This is a genomic window from Streptomyces pratensis (genome assembly GCF_016804005.1).
GTDB lineage: Bacteria > Actinomycetota > Actinomycetes > Streptomycetales > Streptomycetaceae > Streptomyces > Streptomyces pratensis_A.
This window is the reverse complement of the sequence record NZ_CP051486.1, coordinates 5,636,376-5,656,539: the sequence shown is the minus strand read 5'-3', so window position 1 is coordinate 5,656,539 and position 20,164 is coordinate 5,636,376. Positions and strand designations below refer to the sequence as shown.

Genomic DNA, 20,164 nt, shown 5'->3' with positions numbered 1-20,164 from the left:
AACCGCTGTGGTCCGGACCGCAGGGCGCACCGACATCGCAACTCCCTTGAGCCGCAAGGAGACCACCCGATGCTGCCCTGGACCCGTGCCCCGCGCGCCCCACGCGCTCGCCGCACACTCGCCGCACTGATCCTCGCCTTCACCGCGTTCGTCGCCGCCCCCACGGCGACCGCGGCGGCGGCCCCCACGCAGGCCGCCGCTCCGTCCCGCGGATGGAACGACTACTCCTGCAAGCCCTCCGCGGCCCACCCACGTCCCGTCGTCCTCGTGCACGGGACCTTCGGGAACTCGATCGACAACTGGCTGGTCCTCGCGCCGTACCTCGTGAACCGGGGCTACTGCGTCTTCTCGCTCGACTACGGCCAGCTCCCGGGCGTGCCGTTCTTCCACGGACTCGGCCCGATCGACAAGTCGGCCGGACAGCTCGACGTCTTCGTCGACAAGGTGCTCGGCGCCACCGGCGCCCCGGAGGCCGACCTGGTCGGCCACTCCCAGGGCGGCATGATGCCCAACTACTACCTGAAGTTCCTCGGCGGCGCCGACAAGGTGAACGCCCTCGTCGGGATCGCCCCCGACAACCACGGCACCACACTCCTCGGCCTCACCCGGCTGCTGCCGTACTTCCCCGGCATCGAGGACCTGCTCACGACGAACACCCCGGGCCTCGCCGACCAGATCGCCGGGTCCGCCTTCATCACCAAGCTCAACGCGGGCGGCGACACCGTGCCCGGGGTCCGCTACACCGTCATCGCGACCAAGTACGACGAGGTCGTCACCCCGTACCGCACTCAGTACCTGAGCGGGCCGGACGTACGCAACGTCCTGCTCCAGGACCTGTGCCCGGTGGACCTGTCCGAGCACGTCGCGATCGGGACCATCGACCGGATCGCCTTCCACGAGGTGGCGAACGCCCTCGACCCGGCGCGCGCCACCCCGACCACCTGCGCCTCGGTCATCGGCTGAGAGACACGTCTGCCGGGCCCCGGCTCCCGGGGCCCGGCAGACACGCGGTTCAGGCGCGGTGCGCGCCGCCCGAGGCCCGTCGGCGGACCGAGACGAAGAGGGCGCTCGCACCGACGGCGAGCGCGGCGGCTCCGCCGATCGCGAGGTACGACGTGCTGCTGCTGCCACCCGTCTCGGCGAGGGCCACGTCCGCGGGCGCCGTGGTCGCGGGGGACGCGGCGACGTTGTTCGGCTCGGGAGCGTTCGCTGCGGTGTCCTCGGCCGGGGCCGCCGCCTCGGTCACCTCCGCGCCGGTCGACGCGTCGTCGTCACCATGGCCGTTGTGCTCGACGGACGACTTGTCGGCGCCGTCGTCGATGTCCTCCTCGGACGGTGCGGACGCGGCCGGTGCCGGGGACTCCTCGGTGGTGGTGCCGCCTCCGGCGCTCTCACCGCCGAAGACCACGTCGGAGCAGGCGTAGAAGGCCTCGGGGGAGTCCGACCGCTGCCAGATCGTGTAGATCAACTGCCGCCCCGAGGCCTGCGGAACGGTGCCGTCGAAGACGTACGACCCGTTCTCCAGCGTCGGGTCGGTGGCCGTGGCGAACGGCTTCTCCTCCAGGTCCGACCACTTCAGCGGCTGCGCCGGGTCGTAGCTCGCCTTGGTCAGGTACAGCTCGAACGAGCCCTTGTGCGGCGCGGTCGCCCGGAACCGGAAGGTGTGGCTGCCCGCCTCCATCGGCGTGGACGGCCAGTCGGCGCGCGGCAGGTCGAGCCCCTTGAACTTGTCGTTGGCGGCGCTGCACAGCTTGCCGTCCGGGATGAGCGAGCGGTGGTTGCCCGCCGCGTTGGCGATGTTCACCCCGTTCCAGTCGTACAGCGCCTGGGTGCCGCCCGCCGCCACGGCTGCCTTGCACGCCGCCGACTGCGGGTTCTCCGGCCCCTCCGCGAAACAGGCCGAGACCCGGCTGACCGGATCGCTCAGCGAACCGTGGGCAGCGGCCGGTGCGGCGGAGAGCCCGGCCAGCGCGAGCGGCGCGACGCCGAGCGCGACGATGCTTCCGGCGAGCCTGCGGCGGGTGGTGGTGATGACGGCCATGGTGGTGGTTCTCCTTCGGCGGCACGGCTGTTGGCTGCTGTCGACCAGGTCTGGTGATCAGCAAGCTAGCCGCCTCCGGGAGCGGATCAGGGCGGGAGAAGGCGCAGGTGGCGATCGTTATGGCGCGCTTAAGGAAGGGTTAGGAGAGGGCTCAGGAAGTGCCGGCTGACGGCGCCTGTCGGCCGGCACTGACCGACATGGACTGTCCACGGCTGTCCGCGGAAGCACGCCTGGTGTTGTGCTGGGTGGCTCCCGACCTGGCTCCCGGGAGCCACCCAGCGGCCAGGTTGAAGACGTCCTGCATCACCCAGGTTTACGTTGGGCACGTCTTCTAGGCCCCGTAGCCGTCAGTACTCTCCTAGGCATGCGAGCCTGCTACCACTGGAGGCGGCAAGCGACCACGGCAAACGACATCAGCCTGACTTGCGTTCCATCCGTCGCGAGCGGCCACATACGCAACATATTTAACTGGAGCAAGGAAGCCCAATGTACGTAAAGAGCCTAGGCATGGAGAGCGTGCGCGGCTTTCATGGCAGCCGGGCAGTGGACCTCGACTTCACCCGTCCGGGAGGTACCTACGCCGGTTGGACGGTCCTAGCGGGGCGCAACGGGTCGGGGAAAACAACGTTGCTGCAGGCCATCGCAATGTGTCTTATTGGTGAAAGGAGAACCATGCAGCTAGTGCCAAATTTGGAGAGCTGGATTTCCAAGGATAGTCAGGAGGCTGCAATCGGGGTGGTGATCACGAATGATCCTCTGTGGGACTATGGCTACACAACCTCTCGTGATACTGCCGTAATGGTCGAATGGAATACAGAAGGCGCTACGCCCGAGCGAGATGGAACGCCACTATTTGAGCCGCCGCGAGTGGGGAGTGATCGTATCCTACGAGTAAACTTCCGACCCGAAGAGGAGACTCTCACTCCATTGTGGTCAGGAGCGCAGTATCCTGGATGGTTCGTTGCGGCCTACGGGCCCTTCCGGCGACTTTCGGGTGCCGATTCAGACGGTGACATTGTATTTTCTCAGAGCACTGGTCTAGCGATTCACAATTCGAACTATCCGGAGAAAACCTTTGCGGTCCGGACGCTCTTTAATGAGAAGGAGTCGCTCTCTGAGGCGGTTAGCTGGCTAATTCAGCTTCATTTGGCGCGATTCGAGGAAAGGCCTGGGGCGGGCGAGCTTCTCGAAATGACTCTGACCATGCTCCAGGATGGGCTTCTGCCGGACGGCTACACGGTCCACAGCGTCAACTCGGAAGGTCTGTGGATCGCACACCAAAGTTTGGACAAGGCAATGCCGTTGCGGGCCATGAGTGACGGGTATCGAACGGTGGTGGTGCTGGTTCTCGACATTATTCGCAGAATTGCGGCTTCCTATCCGTATCCGACTGCGCATGAGATTGTTGAATCAAACGGAACGCCGACTTTGCGCCACCCAGGGGTTGTGCTGATTGATGAGATTGATGCCCACTTGCATGTTTCTTGGCAGCAGAGAATTGGAGAATGGCTGAAGCGGCATTTTCCGAACATTCAATTTATCGTGACCACGCACAGCCCTTACATCTGTCAGGCCGCTGATGCGAATGGCCTGATCCGCCTTCCAGGGCCAGATGAAGCGGAGGGGCCCAGCATTGTTGAGCCAGATTTGTATCGACGTGTCGTATACGGCACGGGGGATGATGCGGTTATTTCTGATCTTTTCGGCCTAGATACCCCCTATTCGCAAGAAGCGCGTGAGTTGCGGGAGAAATTGGTGAAGCTGGAGGCGGCGGTAGTGCGAGGGGTTGCCACCTCTGGAGACCTGCAAACTTTGCGCGATTTGAAGAAAACTCTTTCCAGTTCTCCAGTCACGCGGGTCGATGAAATCTCGGCAAGGTTGATTGGTGAAGAAGGTGAGGGGGTGTGATCCCTATCGTTCGAACTCAGATCCCTCAGGAACTAAAGTGCAGGATGATGGATTTAACCCGGGAGATTGTGAACGTAGAAAGGGGAGAGAGATCCGGCAAGGCTCGATCTATTTGGGATCGAAAGACGGTCCGCAGGGATATTTATACCCTCCTGCGCAATGAGCTCTTGAACATGGCGCCAGGTCTCGGCTGTTGTATGTACTGCGGACATGACCTTGCTGATAATATTGATCATTACGTACCAATCGCTGTGGATCCTGCGCGAACTTTCTGCTGGTACAACCACATACTTTCGTGCTCGACGTGTAACAGTAGATATAAGCGAGAGCGTTATGCGACTGACGTGTTTGGTAACCCCCTGCTCTTAGATCCTACTCGTGATGATCCCTTTGATCATCTGCACCTTGCGCTTTCCACGGGACTGTACGTTGAGTTGACTCAAAGGGGAAAATATACGATCGAGGCGTGTGGGCTAAATAGGGATAAGAGGCCAGAGGCTAGGCAGCGCGCTCGGGACCTCATTGGGATTCTGCTCGAGCGCTGGTGGCAGGCGACCCGGAACGGGGACAATCCGTCCAGGTTGAAGTACCTTGGAGCGATACAAGAGCAGCCTTTTGCCGATGTGTGCCAGGCGATGATTCGACAAGCGTCGCACGAGGCGGCGGATGTATTCTTTGATGGATTCATGGATCTGGTCACCGTCCTACGAAGCGCAGAAGTTCGGAGCGAACTTTTGATTGCGCATTGACGGTGGCAAGGTCGATAGATTCTGGCCCACTGTTGGAGTGGCGGTCTCTCACGTGCGGGAACGTGCTGTGCTGTGGGTGCACCCTAGAATTGAAATTCCAAAATCGATGGAGAGGGGGCGGCGCGTGTCGCAGCAGGCTAGTCCGCGGGGAACCTTCCTGAAGATCGCCGATGTGGTGCGGGCGCAGATTCAGGCTGATGACAGCATGAGCGAGCTACCGGCGGCCGCGGACTTGATGCGTGCCCACGGCGTCTCTCGTGGCGTTGCCCTGCGAGTCTTCGCGGTTCTTCAGAAGGAAGGGATCGCGGAGCCGGTGCCTGGAGGGCGGTGGCGCGTGATCCGTCCAGGCCGAGGCGATGACCGCCGACCGCTGGCCGAGCGTCTGACGGACGTGATCGCGGATGACGGTCTGGAGGTAGGGGAAGCCTTTCAGTGATCTCCGAAGGTGCTGAAGCCATGGACAACATCTTCGGTGCTGGCCTGGCGACGATCGACGGCCCGCCAGAAACGTAGCGATTGAGCTGCCGTGGCTCCCACCTTGGCTCCCTGGTGACCCTGCGGCCTTCGGCCCCTGCTGCTGACCTGCACAGAAGGGGCCGAAGTAGCCGTGATGACTGTTGCGGCGCGCTTAAGGAAGGGTTAGGAGAGGGCTCAGGAAGCGCCGGCCGGGGCGGCCCACGCCCTTGCCGCAAGAGCCTGACCCCCTTTGCTGTCACACGTGTCGCTGTCCTCGCCGGGGTGCTGCTCGACGCCGCCCTCGCCGTGCCGGTGACGGAGGTACGGATACCGGCCGTCGTCGTCCAGGCGTTCCACTGCGAGGGGGCAGGCCTGGCGGGTCCGTTCCGGCGCCGCGGGGCTCCCGCACCGCCGGAACGGAGTGAGGCGTCAGACCTGGACGCCCGGCGTCCCGTCCTCCACGACGACGCTCGCCCGCGTGCTGATCGGCGCGTCCGGCTTCGTCACGAAGGGCAGGACGCGGAAGTCGCTCGTCCACCGCTCGCGGTCCACCGTGACGCGCACGTAGCCGCGTTGGCTGTTGAAGAACTTCATGTGCGGGTTCGCAGCCAGGAACGTCTCGCCCTGAGCCGTCATGTCGGCGCCGTCGCCGCCGCTCGTGACCGAGGTGCCCACGAACTCCGAGCCGACGGTCGCCGATTCCGGGTCTGCGAAGTCGCGCTTGAGGTCCCACGCGTAGTTCTGGTGGCGGTCACCCGTGATCACGACCAGGTTGCGCACCCCGCGGGTGTCCGCCTCCGCGAGCAGCCGGTTGCGCTCGGCGACGTATCCGTCCCAGGGGTCCATCCAGACCGTGGTGCCCGGGCCGGGGTCGTGGTCGGTCTGGCCCATCGGGGCCTGGTTGCCGAGGATCTGCCAGCGGGCCTGAGAGCGGCTGAAGCCCTTGAGCACCCAGTCCCGCTGGCGGGACCCGAGCAGGGTGCGGTCCGTGGCGAAACGGTCGGCGCAGTCGGCCGAGGTGCCGTCCCCGCACGGCTGGTCGTCGCGGTACTGGCGGGTGTCGAGCATCGTGAAGTCGGCGAGCCGCCCGTACCGGAGCCTGCGGTACATCTGCACGTCCGGGCCGTTCGGCAGCTGTGTGTGGCGCAGCGGCGCGTGCTCGTACAGGGCCTGGAACGCGGCGGCCCGACGCAGCAGGAAGGTCTCCGGGGCCTCGTCGTTCTCCGAGGTCTCGTCCGCCCAGTTGTTCTCCACCTCGTGGTCGTCGAACGTCATGATCCACGGGAAGGCGGCGTGCGCCTCGCGCAGCGGCGCCTCGGACTTGTAGAGGCCGTACTGGAGGCGGTAGCGCGCGAGGTCGACCGTCTCCGTGTGGAACTTCGGATCGGTGGTCACACCGCGCTTGTTCGTCCTGACTCCGGATTCGTACAGGTAGTCGCCGAGGTGCACCACCAGGTCCAGGTCCTCCTGTGCCATGTGGTGGTACGCCGTGAAGTAGCCGTCCTGCCAGGCCTGGCAGGAGGCGAAGGCGAACTTCAGCTCGCGCGGGGAGTCCCACGGAGCCGGGGTGGTGCGCGTGCGCCCCACGGGCGAGACCGCGGACCCGGCCTTGAAGCGGAACCAGTACGTGCGGTCGGGGGCGAGCCCGTGCACCTCGGGGTGGACGGAGTGCGCCAGTTCGGGAGTCGCGACGACGCTGCCCCGGCGCACGACCCGGCGGAACCGCTCGTCGAGCGACACCTCGTAGTGGACGCGGACGGGCTTCGCGGGCATGCCGCCGAGGCCGTCCTGCGCGAAGGGATCAGGTGCCAGGCGGGTCCACAGCACGAAACCGTCCGACGTCGGGTCGCCCGACGCGACACCCAGGGTGAACGGGTCGCCCTTCAGGGCGGGGGCGGCGAACGCGGACTGCGCCTCCCACGCTCCCGTCCCGAGCATCAGCGCGGCGGCTGCCGCCCCGCCGAATCCGAACATCTGCCTGCGGGACACGGAATGCGCGAACACGGGTCCTCCTCGGTCGATCTGCGCCAACCCGGGACACGCTGCCGCGCATTGATGTCATGCTCACGCGCAACATATGGCCGGGGGCCGAGCGATGCGTGAACAGGGCAGCTATGTGGCGGCCGGCTCAGGACACCGCGCGGTAGCGGCGTTCCGGCCGGCCCGTCCCGCCGTACCGCAGTGACACCTCGGCCCGCCCCGTCTCGGCGAAGTACTCGAGGTAGCGGCGCGCGCTGACCCGGGACAGGGTGCCGGCCTCGGCGCACTCGGAGGCGGACAGCCCCGCCGGGTGCTCGCGCAGGACGCGTTCGACCAGGTCCGCGGTATGGGCCGCCAGGCCCTTGGGGAGTTCACGGGAGCCCGGAGGGCGGGTGCCGAAGATGCGGTCCACGTCCTCCTGGCGGGCTTCCCGGCGGGCCTCGTCCAGTGCGTCCAGGCGGTTGCGCAGCGAGGCCACGTGCTGCAACTGTTCCTGGAGGGCCGAGCGGTGGAAGGGCTTGATCAAGTAGTGCAGGGCCCCCGCCCGAAGGGCCGCCCTGACCACACCCGCGTCGCGCGCCGCCGTGATGAAGAGCGCGTCCGCGCTGCGGGCGTCGCCTTCCCGCTCCTCCGCCGCGCGAAGCTCCCGCAGCACCTGGATCCCGTCCATGTCGGGAAGGAAGACGTCGAGCAGCACCAGGTCGGGGCGCAGCCGGCGGGCCGCGCGCAGGGCCTCCGCGCCCGTGTGGGCCACCCCGACCACCGTAAAACCGTCCAATGCGGACACATAGCGGCTGTGCAGCTTGGCGACCATGAAGTCGTCGTCCACCACCAGCACTTTCGTCACGCCGACACGGTAGGGCGCGACCACAACGACCACAACGTCCATTGGTTCCGGAACGGCGACAGCTCGTTAACGCGCAGGCAACATGTGGGCCACCTCACACCCGTTCACACCCGTCCACACAGAACTCGAAAGGCGGCTTCCGGTGCGACTGCGCACTCCACTCGCCCTGTTCGGGGCAGCGCTGCTGGTGATCGTCGGACCGCCGCTCCTCTCCACCGGCAGCGGTTCCGACACCGGCACGCAGATCCCCGGACTGCGTTTCATGGTTCCCAACACACCCGGCGGCGGTTACGACATCACGGCGCGCACCGCGGCGAAGAACGCCGAGGACGCCGGACTCACGCACGGCATCGAGGTGTTCAACCTCCCCGGCGCGGGCGGCACGGTCGGCGTGACCCGGCTGGCCGCCGAGCACGGCAACGGCAAGCTCGCCATGTCCATGGGCCTCGGTGTCGTGGGCGCCGTGCACACCAACAAGTCGCCCACGACCCTGGGCGACACCACTCCGATCGCCCGGCTCACCGAGGAGCAGGACATCGTCGTCGTCGCCAAGGACTCCCCTTACCGGACGATCGACCAGCTGCTCGCCGCCTGGAAGAAGGACCCGGGGAAGATCCCGGTCGGCGGCGGGTCCTCGCCGGGCGGACCCGACCACCTGGCGCCGATGCTGATGGCGAAGGCCGCCGGGATCGCCCCCAAGCGGGTCAACTACATCCCCTTCGACGGCGGCGGCGAACTGCTCGCCTCGATCCTCGGCAACAAGGTCGGATTCGGCGTCTCCGGCGTCGGTGAGTACCTCGACCAGATCGAGGCCGGTGAGCTGCGTCTGCTCGCCGTCACCGGCCCGAAGCGGGTCCCGGGCCTCGACGCGCCCACGCTCCGCGAGGCCGGCCTCGACACCGACTTCACCAACTGGCGCGGCATCGTCGCCCCGCCCGGGCTCTCCGAAGCCGAACGCGACAAGCTCATCGGGCTGGTGAGCGAGCTGCACGACTCGAAGCAGTGGCGCGACTCCATGAAGAAGAACGGCTGGGACGACGCCTTCCTCACCGGTGACGACTTCGGCGACTTCCTGGACAGCCAGGACCGCCGTGTCGCCACCGTCCTCAAGGAGCTGGGACTGTGAGCGACGAGAGCACCCCCTCCCGGCCGGCGAGCACCCCCTCCCGGCCCGAGAGCACACCCCGGCCGGCGGGCACCCCCTCCCGGCCCGCGAACGCGCGCTCCTGGCTGCGCGAGCACTCCGAACTCGGCGTCTGCGTCCTGCTGCTCGTGCTGGGCGTCCTCGTCCTGACCGACGCCCTGACGATGAGCGTGGACATCACCCAGCGCGGACCCGTCGGCCCCAGGACCGTCCCCGTCGCGGTCGGCATCGGGCTGCTGGCCGTCGCCGTGCTGCTGGCCGTCGACGTCCTGCGCGGCGGTCGCGGTGAGGCGGAGGGCGGCGAGGACGTCGACCTCGGCGAACCCGCCGACCGGCGTACCGTCGCCCTGCTCACCGGAGTCTTCCTCGCCTTCGCCGTCCTCATCGGCCCGATCGGTTTCCCCGTCTCGGGTGCCCTGCTCTTCTGGGGTTCGGCCTACGCACTGGGCAGCCGCCACTTCGACCGCGATCCGCTCATCGCGGCCGGGCTCTCCCTCGTGACCTACTTCGTCTTCGACAACCTGCTCGGGGTGCCCCTCCCGGGCGGCCCGCTGATGGGGGTGCTCTGACCGATGGATTCCCTCAACTCCCTCATCGACGGTTTCGGCACGGCGCTCACGCCGGTCAACCTGCTCTGGGCCGCACTCGGCGTCCTGCTCGGCACGGCTATCGGTGTGCTCCCCGGCATCGGCCCCGCCATGGCCGTGGCCCTGCTGCTGCCGGTGACGTACGGGCTCGAACCGACCGGTGCCTTCATCATGTTCGCCGGGATCTACTACGGCGCGATGTTCGGCGGCTCCACCACCTCGATCCTCCTCAACACCCCCGGCGAGAGCGCGGCCGTCGTCGCCGCGATCGAGGGCAATCCGATGGCGAAGGCCGGACGCGGATCACAGGCGCTCGCCGCCGCCGCCATCGGACACTTCACGGGCGGCATGATCGGCACGATCCTGCTGGTCGTCCTCGCCCCGACCGTCGCCTCACTCGCCGTCGACATCGGCGCCCCCGACTACTTCGCCATCATGGTGCTGGCCTTCATCGCCGTCACCTCCGTCCTCGGCTCCTCACGGATCCGCGGCCTCGCCTCGCTCCTCATCGGTCTCACCATCGGCCTCGTCGGACTGGACCAGATGACGGGTCAGCAGCGGCTGACCTTCGGTTCGCTCCAGCTCGCCGACGGCGTCGACGTGGTGATCGTGGCCGTCGGACTCTTCGCCATCGGGGAAGCCCTCTGGGTCGCCGCGCACCTGCGCCGCACCACGGGCAAGCCGATACCCGTCGGCCGCCCCTGGCTCGGCAAGGCCGACGTCCGGCGCACCTGGAAGTCCTGGCTGCGCGGGCCCTTCATCGGCTTCCCGTTCGGCGCGATCCCGGCGGGCGGCGCGGAGATCCCCACCTTCCTCTCGTACGTCACCGAGAAGCGGTTCTCCAAGCACCGCGAGGAGTTCGGCAAGGGCGCCATCGAGGGCGTCGCGGGACCCGAGTCGGCGGCCTCCGCCTCCGCCGCGGGGACCCTGGTCTCCATGCTCACCCTCGGTCTGCCCACCACGGCCGTCGCCGCCGTCATGCTGGCCGCCTTCCAGCAGTACGGCATCCAGCCCGGCCCGCTCCTGTTCGAGCGTGAACCCGACCTCGTATGGGGTCTGATCGCCTCGCTCTTCGTGGGCATGGTGCTGCTCCTCGCGCTCAACCTGCCCCTCGCGCCGCTCTGGGCGAGGCTGCTGAAGATCCCGCGCCCCTACCTGTACGCGGGCATCCTGTTCTTCGCAGCCGTCGGCGCGTACGCGGTGGGCGGGGAGGCCGTCGACCTGGTGATCCTGCTGGTGATTGGGCTGATCGGCTTCGGGATGCGCCGGTACGGGCTGCCGGTGCTGCCCGCGATCATCGCCGTCATCCTCGGCCCGTCCGCCGAACAGCAGCTGCGGCGAGCCCTCCAGATCAGCGACGGCAGCGTGACGGGACTGGTCGACACCCCGTTCTCCGTGACCGTCTACGCCGTCGTCGCGCTGATCCTGCTGTGGCCACTGGTGAAGAAGGTGCTGCGACGCAACAGGACGTGACGGGCTGTCGGTGGCGGCTGAGAGGATTGCGGGCATGACCTCGATCGACTGGGACGCCGCCGCCGACTCCTTCGACGACGAGCCCGACCACGGGCTCCACGATCCGGTCGTCCGCAGCGCCTGGGCGCAGCGGATGGAGACCTGGCTGCCCGCCACCCGCTCCGAGGTGCTCGACCTCGGATGCGGTACGGGCAGCCTCGCCCTTCTCGTCGCGGGCCAGGGGCACCGGGTCACCGCCGTCGACCGGTCGCCGCGCATGGTGGAGCAGGCGCGGACCAAACTCGCCGGGACCGGCACCGAGGTGCTCGTCGGTGACGCGGGGCACCCCCCGGTCGGCAAGCAGCGGTTCGACGTGATCCTCGCCCGGCACATGGTCTGGCTGCTGCCGGATCCGGCTGCCGCCCTGCGGCACTGGTTCTCGCTGCTGAGGCCGGGCGGCCGGCTGCTGCTGATCGAAGGTGTGTGGGACGGCACGGGCCTGTCCGCGGCCCACCTCACCGCACTCCTCGGCGAGCACACGGAGCGTGTCCACCACGAGCCGCTCTCCGGGGACTCCCGGCTCTGGGGCAAGGAGGTCGACGACGAGAGGTACGCCCTGGTGGCCCGCGCCGAACAGCCCCGCCGGCACCGCGAGATCGTCGACGTACACCTCGTCCTGCGCAGGGGCCCCGACGTGCTGCTCGCCCGGCGCGCCGGCACGGGATACGCCGACGGGCTGCTCCACGCACCCTCCGGCCACGTGGAGGACGGCGAGGACGTCCGGGCGGCGATGGTCCGGGAGACGGCCGAGGAGATCGGAGTCGAGCTGGATCCCGACGAGCTCCGGGTCGCCCTCGTCATGCAGCACAAGGGGCCGGGCGGCAACCCCAGGACGGGCTGGTTCTTCGAGGCCGACCACGACCCCGCGCGCCCGCCCCGCAACGCGGAGCCGGAGAAGTGCTCGGAGCTGGGCTGGTTCCCGCTGGACGCGCTGCCCGACGACATGGTGGCCTACTGCCGTGCGGGCCTCGACGGATACCGCGCCGAGCAGCGCTTCCTGATCCACTGGCACGAGGACACCGACACCGTCGCCCACGCACCGCTGGCGCCGCGGAGGGCCGTCCCGCTGCCGGTTTCGGCGCCCCCGACCGGCCGGCTGCACCACATCGAGCTGTGGGTGCCCGACCTGGCCGAGGCGGATGCGGAGTGGGGCTGGCTGCTCGGCCGCCTCGGTCATGTCCCGTACCAGCGCTGGGCGTACGGCCGGAGCTGGCGGCGCGGCGACAGCTATGTGGTGGTCGAACAGTCACCGGACCTGGCGGCGCGCACACACGACCGGCTACGCCCAGGCCTCAACCACCTGGCACTCCACGTCGGAGACCGCGCCGCACTCGACGCACTTGTGGCACTCGCCCCCGGCCACGGCTGGCGGCTGCTCTTCCCGGACCGCCACCCGAACGCCGGCGGCGGTGGGCATTACGCGGCGTACCTGGAGAACACCGCGGGATTCGAGGTGGAGCTGGTCGCTCCGTGAGTCCGCACGGATGCGCTCCCGCGCGCGGGAGCCCCGGTGCCCGCTGCGCCTGGAGCCGGCCTCGTCAGCCCTCCGCCTCCAGCCGGGCGGTGATGTCCTCACGCAGCCGTACCTTGTCCGTCTTACCGACGGCGGTCAGGGGGAGCGCCGGGACCTCGACCAGTCGTTCCGGCAGCTTGAACCGGGCGAGACCGCTGTCCTCAAGATGTCTGCGGATGTCCCGCAGCCCCGGCGCCCCGTCGTCGGCACCCACGACGTACAGGCAGACGGCTTCGCCCAGCACGTGGTGCGGCATGGCGACGGCCGCGGCGGCCCGCACACCCGGGTGTGTCAGGACCAATGCCTCCATTTCGTCTGCCGGGATCTTCTCCCCTCCGCGGTTGATCACGTCCTTCAGGCGCCCGGCGACCACGAAGTTCCCGGACGGGTGGCGGCGGACGAGGTCGCCGGTGCGGTAGAAGCCGTCGGCGGTGAACGACGCGGCCGATGCGTCGCCGTGGTACCGCGTGATGACTCCAGGACCCCTGACGAGGAGTTCGCCGAGGTCACCCTCGGCCACGCACCGGCCCTCCTCGTCCACCACGAGGGTCTCGTCACCCGGCGAGGACGGCCGTCCCTGCGTGGCGAACGCGACCTCGGGCGGATCGTCGAGCCGGGTGAAATTCAGCTGTCCCTCACTCATGCCGTACACCTGCTGGATCCGGCAGTCGAAGGCATCGGCCAACCGGGCTGCCGTGGACGCGTCCAGGCGGGCCCCGCCGACCTGCAGGACCTGCAGGCTCGACAGGTCATGGCCGCTGTACGTGGCACGGGCGGTGAGCCACCGCAGGGCGAGCGCGGGCGTGAGCGCGCAGTGGGTGACGCGTTCCCGTTCGATCAGCTCCAGGGCCGCGGCCGGTTCGTCCGGCTGGGCGAGTACGACCTTTCCGCCACGGGCGAGCGTGCCGAGCAGCCCCGGAGCGGAGAAGGCGAAACCGTGGGCCACGGGCAGGACGGCGAGGAACACCGATTCCGGCGTCATCCCCGAGACCGCCGTCGCCGTACGGATCACGTGTCCCAGCGCCTCATGGGTGCGTGCGATCGGCTTGGGGGCGCCCGTGGTTCCGCTCGACAGCAGGAAGAGGGCGGTGTCCGAAGGATGCCGGTCCGCGCGAGCGGGGGGTTCGTGGCCGGCCTCGATGAGACGGTCGATGTCCACGTGTCCCTCCGCCGGGCCGGCGGGGCCCGAGACGAGGAGGGCCCGTACGGACGGATGCCGCCCGCGGAGCCGTTCGGCGAACCGCAGGTGGTCGAAGCGCTGGTGACGTGCCGGTACGGCGAGTGCCGAGGGTGCCAACGCAGAGAGGACCGGGTCCAGTTCGTGTTCACGCAGTGCAGGAAGGGCGAGAGCCGGGCGTGCACCGAGTCTGATCAGAGCGAGTACGAGAACGACGAACCGGACCTGGTTCGGAAGCTGCACGAGTACGTTCTCGCCGGACCGGATCCCGTGGCGTGCCAGCCGGGCCGCGCAGCCCGACACCGCCGCGTCGAGCTCGGCCCTGGTGAAGGTGCGGGCGGCGTCGGACAGTGCCGCGTGGTGCCCAGCGTGCACACGGGTGCCCAGTACGAGGTCGTCCAGGAATTCCTGGCGCCACCAGCCGCGGTCCCGGTACTCCCCGCGAGCGTCGGCGTCCGCGTCGGGTTCGCGTTCGTCGAGTATGCCGGCGAGTTGCCGGACGCTGTAGTCGGGCCCGGTCCAGAGGTCGACACGAGTGTCGTACCGGTCGGCCAACTCCACCTGGATCTGCGTGAGGTCGACCGAGTCGAGCGCGAGGTGTGCCCGCAACCGCGCGTCGTCGCGCATCAGCTCTTCGTCGATTCCGAGGTCACGGAGGATTCGTCGCACTTCGTCGATGCCCGTCATTCGGACGGTATGCCCGGCGCCTCGCGGCAGGAGACAGGCGCGCGGAAGCAGTGGGAAGCACGCGTGACCAGGGAGGTGTTCGAAGTGGGCGGAGTCGGACCGCGCACGCCCTGCACCGTCCGGCACAAGAGTGTGACTCTGTGGAATCACACCGGTTCGCCACTGGAGTATCTGGAGTGTGATGGATCCGTCGAACAGCGGGACGCTCGCGGTACCGGGCGCGGAGATCTATTTCGAAGTACGGGGCCGGGGGCCCCTCCTGCTGCTCATCGGAGGAGGTAACTCCGATGCGGCGGTGTTCAAGCGTCTGGCCGCGGCCCTGGCCGCCGGCCACCGTGTCGTCACCTACGATCCGCGCGGGAACTCACGCAGTGCGCTCGACGGTCCTCCGGTGGACCAGAAGGTCGAGGAGCACGCCGACGACGCGTACCGCCTGGTCCGTCATCTCGGCGGCCCGACCGAGCCGGTCCACGTCTTCGGCAGCTGCTCGGGCGGGCTCATCGCGCTGGAACTCACGATCCGGCACCCGGGCAGGATCCGGCTCGCCGTCGCCCATGAACCACCTGTCCTCAGCATCCTTCCGGACGCCGGACACCACATGGCGCTCCTCGACGACATCTGCCGGACGTATCTCCGTGAGGGCATGGCACCGGCCCTCGTGAAGCTGGAGGCCCTCCATGGCGGCCGGCCCGCTCCGGCCCTCCCCGAGGAGCACAACAACACCGACTTCTTCCTGCGCCACTTCGTCCGGCCGTTCACGCGCTTCGTACCGGACCTCACCGCACTCGGGGAGGTCTCGGACAAGGTGGTGTGGGCCGGTGGCCACGCCTCGCGCGGGGATCTCGTGCACCGCCCCGCGCTCGTACTCGCCGAGCGGCACGGCCGCTCCGTGGAACTGTTCCCCGGCGGCCACGTCGGCTACGCGCGGTATCCCGCCGACTTCGCGGAGCGGCTCGTGGAGGTCCTCACCACCGCACCCGGCGTGGCGGACCGCCCCCGGGAGACAACCGGCGGGGGGCTGTGACGTGCGGATCGTGATGGGGGCACAGAACTGCGGTTTCGGCCCTGTGTCCGAGCTCGTCGCGGTCTCCCGGCCGCTCCACGAGTGCGAACGGGTGTTCGTCGGCGACGGCGTCGCCGCTGTGTTCGCCCGGCGCAACCCCGATGCCTTCGACGCCGTCCACGACACCAGCGGGATGACCGAGAGGGCCGGGGCGGAGATGATCGACGACCTGCTGCGGGGCAGTGATCACGTCATCTCCGTCATGGACGCCGAGTTGGTACTCCGCTCCGTCGTGGCCGGGCGGCCAGTGACCATGGTGGACAGCCTCTTCAGTTTCTGGCAGCTGGCACAACCGCCGGCCGCGATCCACGAACGGTGCGCGACCATGCCACGCTCCGGATACGCGGCCGCCGAACAGCACCTGATGGGCCTTTCGCCGCACGAGCGGGTGGTCGCGGCCCATCTCCTCGCCACACACAGCGTCGTACAGAACTTCCCCGGCGTCACCGAGCGCGCGACGGACTTCGCCGCTCTGGGGGCCGGTCCCCAGATGCACCGGACCGGCTCGATCGTCGACGTCGAAGGACTGAGGAACGCCGCGTGCGCCACCGGACCGGAACACGATCTGCTCATCAACGTCGGTGGGTTCAAGAACTTCCTCCTGGACTTCGACGTCAACAACGACTACATGCGCCTGCTGTACCGGTGGCTTCCCGATCTGCTGCGCGACTGGCCCCGGTTCCGACGCGTCCTCGTCTGCGGCGGCCCGTTCGGCGAAGGCCGGGAGCAGACGGTCTCGGCCGCCGGCAGGACAGCCGAATGCCGTCTCCTGCGCCAGCGTGAGCTGCTCCAGGTGGCGGCCGGCACCCCGGACTATCTGATGGCTCCCGGGCTCACGGCACTCCATGAGTCGATCGCCCTCGGGCGGCTGCCCCTGGCGATCCACGAGCAGCACTACGCCCATGTCTTCACCATGCGCGCCCTGGACGGCACCCGGTTCGGGCGGAGCGGAGGCAGGTTCACGGACGTGGTGCCCGGCCACCCGCTGCCGGAGGACGACCTCGCCGGGACGGCGGCCCTCGTCGAGCTGGCCGGCCGCATCAGGCAGGACGACGAGCTCTACGCGAGGTACCGGCGGACATTCAACGAACGCATCGAGCACTACGTCTCGCTCACCCCACCGCAGCGACAGCACGGCGTCGAGGAACTCGGGAGACTCCTCGGCGGCGAGCCGGTCCACACGGTGATGAGCGGCATCCTGGGTACGCCGCTCACCGCGTGAGGGACGGGCCCCTATCCGACGAGCCCCGCCAGCCCTTCCGTGCGGGCCAGGTGTTCCAGCTCGTCCAGGGCCCGCACGGCGGCCTCCGCAGCCGACGGGTCGCGGCCCGCGAGGCCGCTCTCCTCGAACTCGTCCTCGTCCAGCCGCAGGACGGACGAGCCGTCCGCCGAGACCCACAGGTCCAGGTCCAGGTCCTCGACCAGGAGCTCGGTGCCCCGCAGTACGGCGGGCCGTGTGATGTCGCAGTACCAGCCCTTCAGCCGGCCGTCTCCGGTGCGGACCTCCTTCACCGCGTACCACCGGTCACGCCAGTAGTGCTCGGTGAGGACATCGCCCGGCTCGAACCGTACGAAGCCGAAGTCCCGGACCCCGGGGGCGGCCCACGGGGCCCGGACGGTGATGCGGGTTCCGTCGTCGCCGACCGGCTCGGCGGGGTAACGGATCTTCGTGCGGCCCGCCTTGACCAGAGCCACCGTCAGCGTGGCTCCGGAATCAGCCGATCTCGCGGACATGACGTACCTCCGTGGCGCAGATCTCGTAGCCGAACCAGCGGTTGACCGCCAGCATCGGGCCGTTGTCGGCATCGTTTCCGGTGTAGGCGTCCGTGTACCCGGCGGACCGCGCCCGGTGCAGGGAGTCGTTCTTCGCGAGCTTCGCCAGTCCCCGCCCCCGGAAGGCCCGCAGGGTGCCGGTCATCGCCGACCAGTAGCGGGTCAGACCGTCGGTCTCCGCCGCGCTGAACGCCGCGACCCGCCCGTCCACCGTCACGACCGTGGTGAGCGCGTGGTCGAAGCCGGGCCGCCTCCAGGTCGTGGCCAGCCAGTTCTCGTAGTCGGAGAACTCCACAGGCGTGTCGCTCGGTTCGTCCGCCGTCGTCTCCGCGTCCGCCTCGAACAGCGGGCGCGGGTCGTCATCGAAGTCGGCCGCGGTGAGCAGCTCCACCCCGGAGGGGAGTTCCCGCAGCGGCGGCAGCGAACCGTCCGCCAGGCCGAGGCGGAGGAAGTGCGCCGGCCGGCGCGCCGCATAACCGCGCTTGACGGCGAACGCGTGGTTGGCCGGCTCGTCGAGCACCCAGGTGTAGACGGCCGTCGCCCCGGCACCGGCCAGATGCTCCTCGCCGGTCCGCACCAGCAGCGACCCCGCGCCGCGCCCTCTCCTGTCCGGATGTACGTACGGGTTGCAGAACCCCTGGCCCGGCTTCGGGTTCTCGTGGGAGACGCCCACCTGCGCGGTCCCGATCACCTCGCCGTCCTCCTCGGCGACCAGCAGCCGGTACCGCCGGGCGGGATGGGCGTCGGCCAGGTCGCTCAGGACCTGTTCGGGAGTCGTCACCATGTACGGGAGCGCGGCACGCCGCACCCGTACCCAGGCCTCCGCGTCGGCAGGCAGGAAGTCACGCACGAGTACCGTCATGCGCGGACGGTAACGCGGCACACCGGCGGGCTGCCTCCGAATTTCCGGCGACGGACCCGTGACGGGACCCCAGGTGGGAGACAATCGGCGCGTGACCCTGAAGATCGCCGTTGACCCGGACTCCGCCACCGCCCCGTACGAGCAGCTGCGGACCCAGCTGTCCGAACAGGCCCGCTCCGGTGCCCTGCCCGTCGGCTACCGGCTCCCGACCGTACGCGGCCTCGCCGGGGAACTGGGCCTCGCCGCCAACACCGTCGCCAAGGCCTACCGCGCGCTGGAGTCCGACGGGGTGATCGAGACCCGGGGGCGCAACGGGACGTTCGTCGCCGCCGCGGGAGACGCGGCGGCCCGCCACGCGGCGAGCGCCGCGCAGGAGTACGCCGAGCACGCCAGGCGCCTCGGCGTGTCCCGGGCCGACGCGCTGGCCCTGGCCGAGGACGCGGTGCGGGCGGCGTACGCGCGCTAGCCGTACCGCCCCGCAGGGCTGCCGACAGGGTTGACGGCCGACCACCACCCCCACAGGGCATCCACCGGGCGCCAACAGGGCCCCACCGGGCGGTCACAGGGGCGGGTCGGGCGCCGGCTCGGGGATACAGCCCCGCGTCGGCCCACGGGGCTGCCACGGGGCGACCACCGGGCGGCCGGGCGTCGGCTCGGAGATACAGCCCCGCGTCGGCCCCCGTCGGCTCAGAGATACAGCCCCGCGTCGGCCCCCGAGTCCTGCTTCGGTACGGACGCGGGACCGTTGCCCCGCCGCAGGGCGTACAGCTCGGCGAGCGTGGCGCCTTCGCGGCCGAGCCCTCCCTCCGTGCCCAGCCAGGACACCGACTCCGCACGGGTCAGCGGACCCACCTCGATGCGCGCCAGACAGCGGCCCGGCCTGACCACCGCCGGATGCAGCCGCTCCAGGTCCTCGTTGGTCGTCACCCCCACCAGCACATTGCGGCCCTGGCCCAGCAGGCCGTCCGTCAGGTTGAGTAGCCGGGACAGCGCCTGGCCCGCGGTGTGCTTCGCCTCGCCCCGGATCAGCTCGTCGCAGTCCTCCAGGAGCAGCAGCCGCCAGCGCCCCTTCGCCGAGCCGTCGTCCTCACCGATGGCGATGTCCATCAGATAGCCGACGTCGTTGAAGAGCCGCTCCGGATCCAGCACGCAGTCGACCTGGCACCATTCGCGCCATGACCGGGCGAGGGTGCGGAGAGCAGACGTCTTGCCGGTGCCCGGAGGACCGTGCAGCAGGAGCAGCCGGCCGGCGATGTCATCGGGGGTGACCTTCATCAGCCGGTCCATCGCGTCGGCCACCGGGGCCGTGTAGTTGGCCCGGACCTCGTCCCAGGTGCCCGCGGCGATCTGCCGGGTGGTGCGGTACGGTCCGCGGCGCGGGGAGACGTACCAGAAACCCATGGTCACGTTCTCGGGCTGCGGTTCCGGCTCGTCCTGTGCCCCGTCGGTCGCCTCGGAAAGGATCTTCCGGGCCAGCTCGGGGCTGGTGGCGGTGACCGTGACGTCGGCACCCCGGTTCCACCGAGAGATCAGCAGCGTCCACCCGTCGCCCTCGGCGAGGGTGGCACTGCGGTCGTCGTCACGGGCTTCCCTCAGCACCTCGGCCGCCGCGGGAAGCAGGCTCGCCCCCGACTTCACCCGGTCGAGGGAGGAACTGTGCGAATAGGGCTGCTCGCCCGTCGCGAAGCGGCCCAGGAACAACGCGTCCACGACGTCGGACGGCGAATCGCTGTCGTCGACGTTGAGCCGGATCGGCAGGGCGGACTCGGGGTTGGCAGGCATGCGCCCATGATCCGGCACGGCGCCACCCCGCGCACCCAGGTTTCAGGAGCTGCCCCCGGGTGGCGGCACCGGACCGCCACCCG

17 protein-coding genes are annotated in these 20,164 nt (G+C 69.1%); 10 read left to right on the top strand and 7 right to left on the bottom strand.

Annotated features, from left to right (window positions below; all coding sequences use genetic code 11):
- The first annotated feature begins 69 nt into the window (after positions 1-69).
- The gene (locus HED23_RS23215; RefSeq protein ID WP_203185312.1) at positions 70-963 is read left to right on the top strand and encodes an esterase/lipase family protein; all 894 of its coding nucleotides are present in this window, start codon (positions 70-72) and stop codon (positions 961-963) included.
- 49 nt (positions 964-1,012) lie between these two features.
- Here HED23_RS23215 and HED23_RS23210 read toward each other — a convergent pair whose 3' ends face one another.
- Positions 1,013-2,041: a lytic polysaccharide monooxygenase auxiliary activity family 9 protein gene (locus HED23_RS23210; protein ID WP_203185311.1), complete on the bottom strand. Its 1,029-nt coding sequence runs from the start codon at positions 2,039-2,041 to the stop codon at positions 1,013-1,015.
- Between the two features lie 507 nt (positions 2,042-2,548).
- Between HED23_RS23210 and HED23_RS23205 the strand changes: the two genes are divergently transcribed.
- Together HED23_RS23205 and HED23_RS23195 are read left to right on the top strand one after the other, a co-directional pair.
- Positions 2,549-3,949: an AAA family ATPase gene (locus tag HED23_RS23205; protein WP_238442086.1), complete on the top strand. Its 1,401-nt coding sequence runs from the start codon at positions 2,549-2,551 to the stop codon at positions 3,947-3,949.
- An 873-nt stretch (positions 3,950-4,822) separates the two neighbouring features.
- Positions 4,823-5,134, top strand: coding sequence for a hypothetical protein (locus HED23_RS23195; RefSeq protein WP_203185308.1), 312 nt, complete (start codon positions 4,823-4,825; stop codon positions 5,132-5,134).
- 449 nt (positions 5,135-5,583) lie between these two features.
- On the opposite strand, the gene HED23_RS23190 is transcribed toward HED23_RS23195, so the two are convergent.
- On the bottom strand, positions 5,584-7,158 hold the full coding sequence (locus tag HED23_RS23190; RefSeq protein ID WP_203185307.1) for an alkaline phosphatase D family protein: 1,575 nt from the start codon (positions 7,156-7,158) through the stop codon (positions 5,584-5,586).
- A 124-nt stretch (positions 7,159-7,282) separates the two neighbouring features.
- Entirely contained in the window at positions 7,283-8,023 is a 741-nt protein-coding gene (locus HED23_RS23185) for a response regulator (protein WP_203185306.1), read from the bottom strand.
- 100 nt (positions 8,024-8,123) lie between these two features.
- Here HED23_RS23185 and HED23_RS23180 point away from each other — a divergent pair, with 100 nt between their 5' ends.
- The 4 genes from HED23_RS23180 (at position 8,124) to HED23_RS23165 (ending at position 12,698) form a co-directional block, all read left to right on the top strand.
- Positions 8,124-9,107 carry a Bug family tripartite tricarboxylate transporter substrate binding protein gene (locus HED23_RS23180; RefSeq protein WP_203185305.1) on the top strand — a complete coding sequence of 328 codons (984 nt, stop codon included), beginning with the start codon at positions 8,124-8,126 and terminating at the stop codon, positions 9,105-9,107.
- Between the two features lie 104 nt (positions 9,108-9,211).
- Positions 9,212-9,694 carry a tripartite tricarboxylate transporter TctB family protein gene (locus HED23_RS23175; protein ID WP_203187604.1) on the top strand — a complete coding sequence of 161 codons (483 nt, stop codon included), beginning with the start codon at positions 9,212-9,214 and terminating at the stop codon, positions 9,692-9,694.
- 3 nt (positions 9,695-9,697) lie between these two features.
- Entirely contained in the window at positions 9,698-11,185 is a 1,488-nt protein-coding gene (locus tag HED23_RS23170) for a tripartite tricarboxylate transporter permease (protein ID WP_203185304.1), read from the top strand.
- Positions 11,186-11,219: 34 nt separating this feature from the next.
- Positions 11,220-12,698, top strand: a complete 1,479-nt coding sequence (locus HED23_RS23165; protein ID WP_203185303.1) for a trifunctional class I SAM-dependent methyltransferase/NUDIX hydrolase/VOC family protein — start codon at positions 11,220-11,222, stop codon at positions 12,696-12,698.
- Positions 12,699-12,762: 64 nt separating this feature from the next.
- Here HED23_RS23165 and HED23_RS23160 read toward each other — a convergent pair whose 3' ends face one another.
- Positions 12,763-14,601: an AMP-binding protein gene (locus HED23_RS23160; protein ID WP_238442085.1), complete on the bottom strand. Its 1,839-nt coding sequence runs from the start codon at positions 14,599-14,601 to the stop codon at positions 12,763-12,765.
- Positions 14,602-14,782: 181 nt separating this feature from the next.
- On the opposite strand from HED23_RS23160, the gene HED23_RS23155 reads away from it, so the two are divergent.
- The gene (locus HED23_RS23155) at positions 14,783-15,625 is read left to right on the top strand and encodes an alpha/beta fold hydrolase (RefSeq protein WP_203185302.1); all 843 of its coding nucleotides are present in this window, start codon (positions 14,783-14,785) and stop codon (positions 15,623-15,625) included.
- 13 nt (positions 15,626-15,638) lie between these two features.
- Positions 15,639-16,886 (top strand): hypothetical protein, encoded by a 1,248-nt coding sequence (locus HED23_RS23150; protein WP_238442084.1) that lies wholly within the window; start codon positions 15,639-15,641, stop codon positions 16,884-16,886.
- 11 nt (positions 16,887-16,897) lie between these two features.
- On the opposite strand, the gene HED23_RS23145 is transcribed toward HED23_RS23150, so the two are convergent.
- Together HED23_RS23145 and HED23_RS23140 are read right to left on the bottom strand one after the other, a co-directional pair.
- Positions 16,898-17,398, bottom strand: a complete 501-nt coding sequence (locus HED23_RS23145; protein WP_203185300.1) for a DUF402 domain-containing protein — start codon at positions 17,396-17,398, stop codon at positions 16,898-16,900.
- The gene (locus HED23_RS23140) at positions 17,379-18,299 is read right to left on the bottom strand and encodes a GNAT family N-acetyltransferase (RefSeq protein ID WP_203185299.1); all 921 of its coding nucleotides are present in this window, start codon (positions 18,297-18,299) and stop codon (positions 17,379-17,381) included. Before HED23_RS23140 ends, HED23_RS23145 begins: the two co-directional genes overlap by 20 nt.
- A 91-nt stretch (positions 18,300-18,390) precedes the next feature.
- Between HED23_RS23140 and HED23_RS23135 the strand changes: the two genes are divergently transcribed.
- A complete protein-coding gene (locus HED23_RS23135; protein ID WP_203185298.1) occupies positions 18,391-18,765 on the top strand; it encodes a GntR family transcriptional regulator in 375 nt (124 codons plus the stop codon).
- A gap of 221 nt (positions 18,766-18,986) precedes the next feature.
- Here the strand turns inward: HED23_RS23135 and HED23_RS23130 are convergent, their stop codons facing one another.
- A complete protein-coding gene (locus HED23_RS23130; protein WP_203185297.1) occupies positions 18,987-20,081 on the bottom strand; it encodes a DUF5925 domain-containing protein in 1,095 nt (364 codons plus the stop codon).
- Positions 20,082-20,164: the final 83 nt, after the last annotated feature.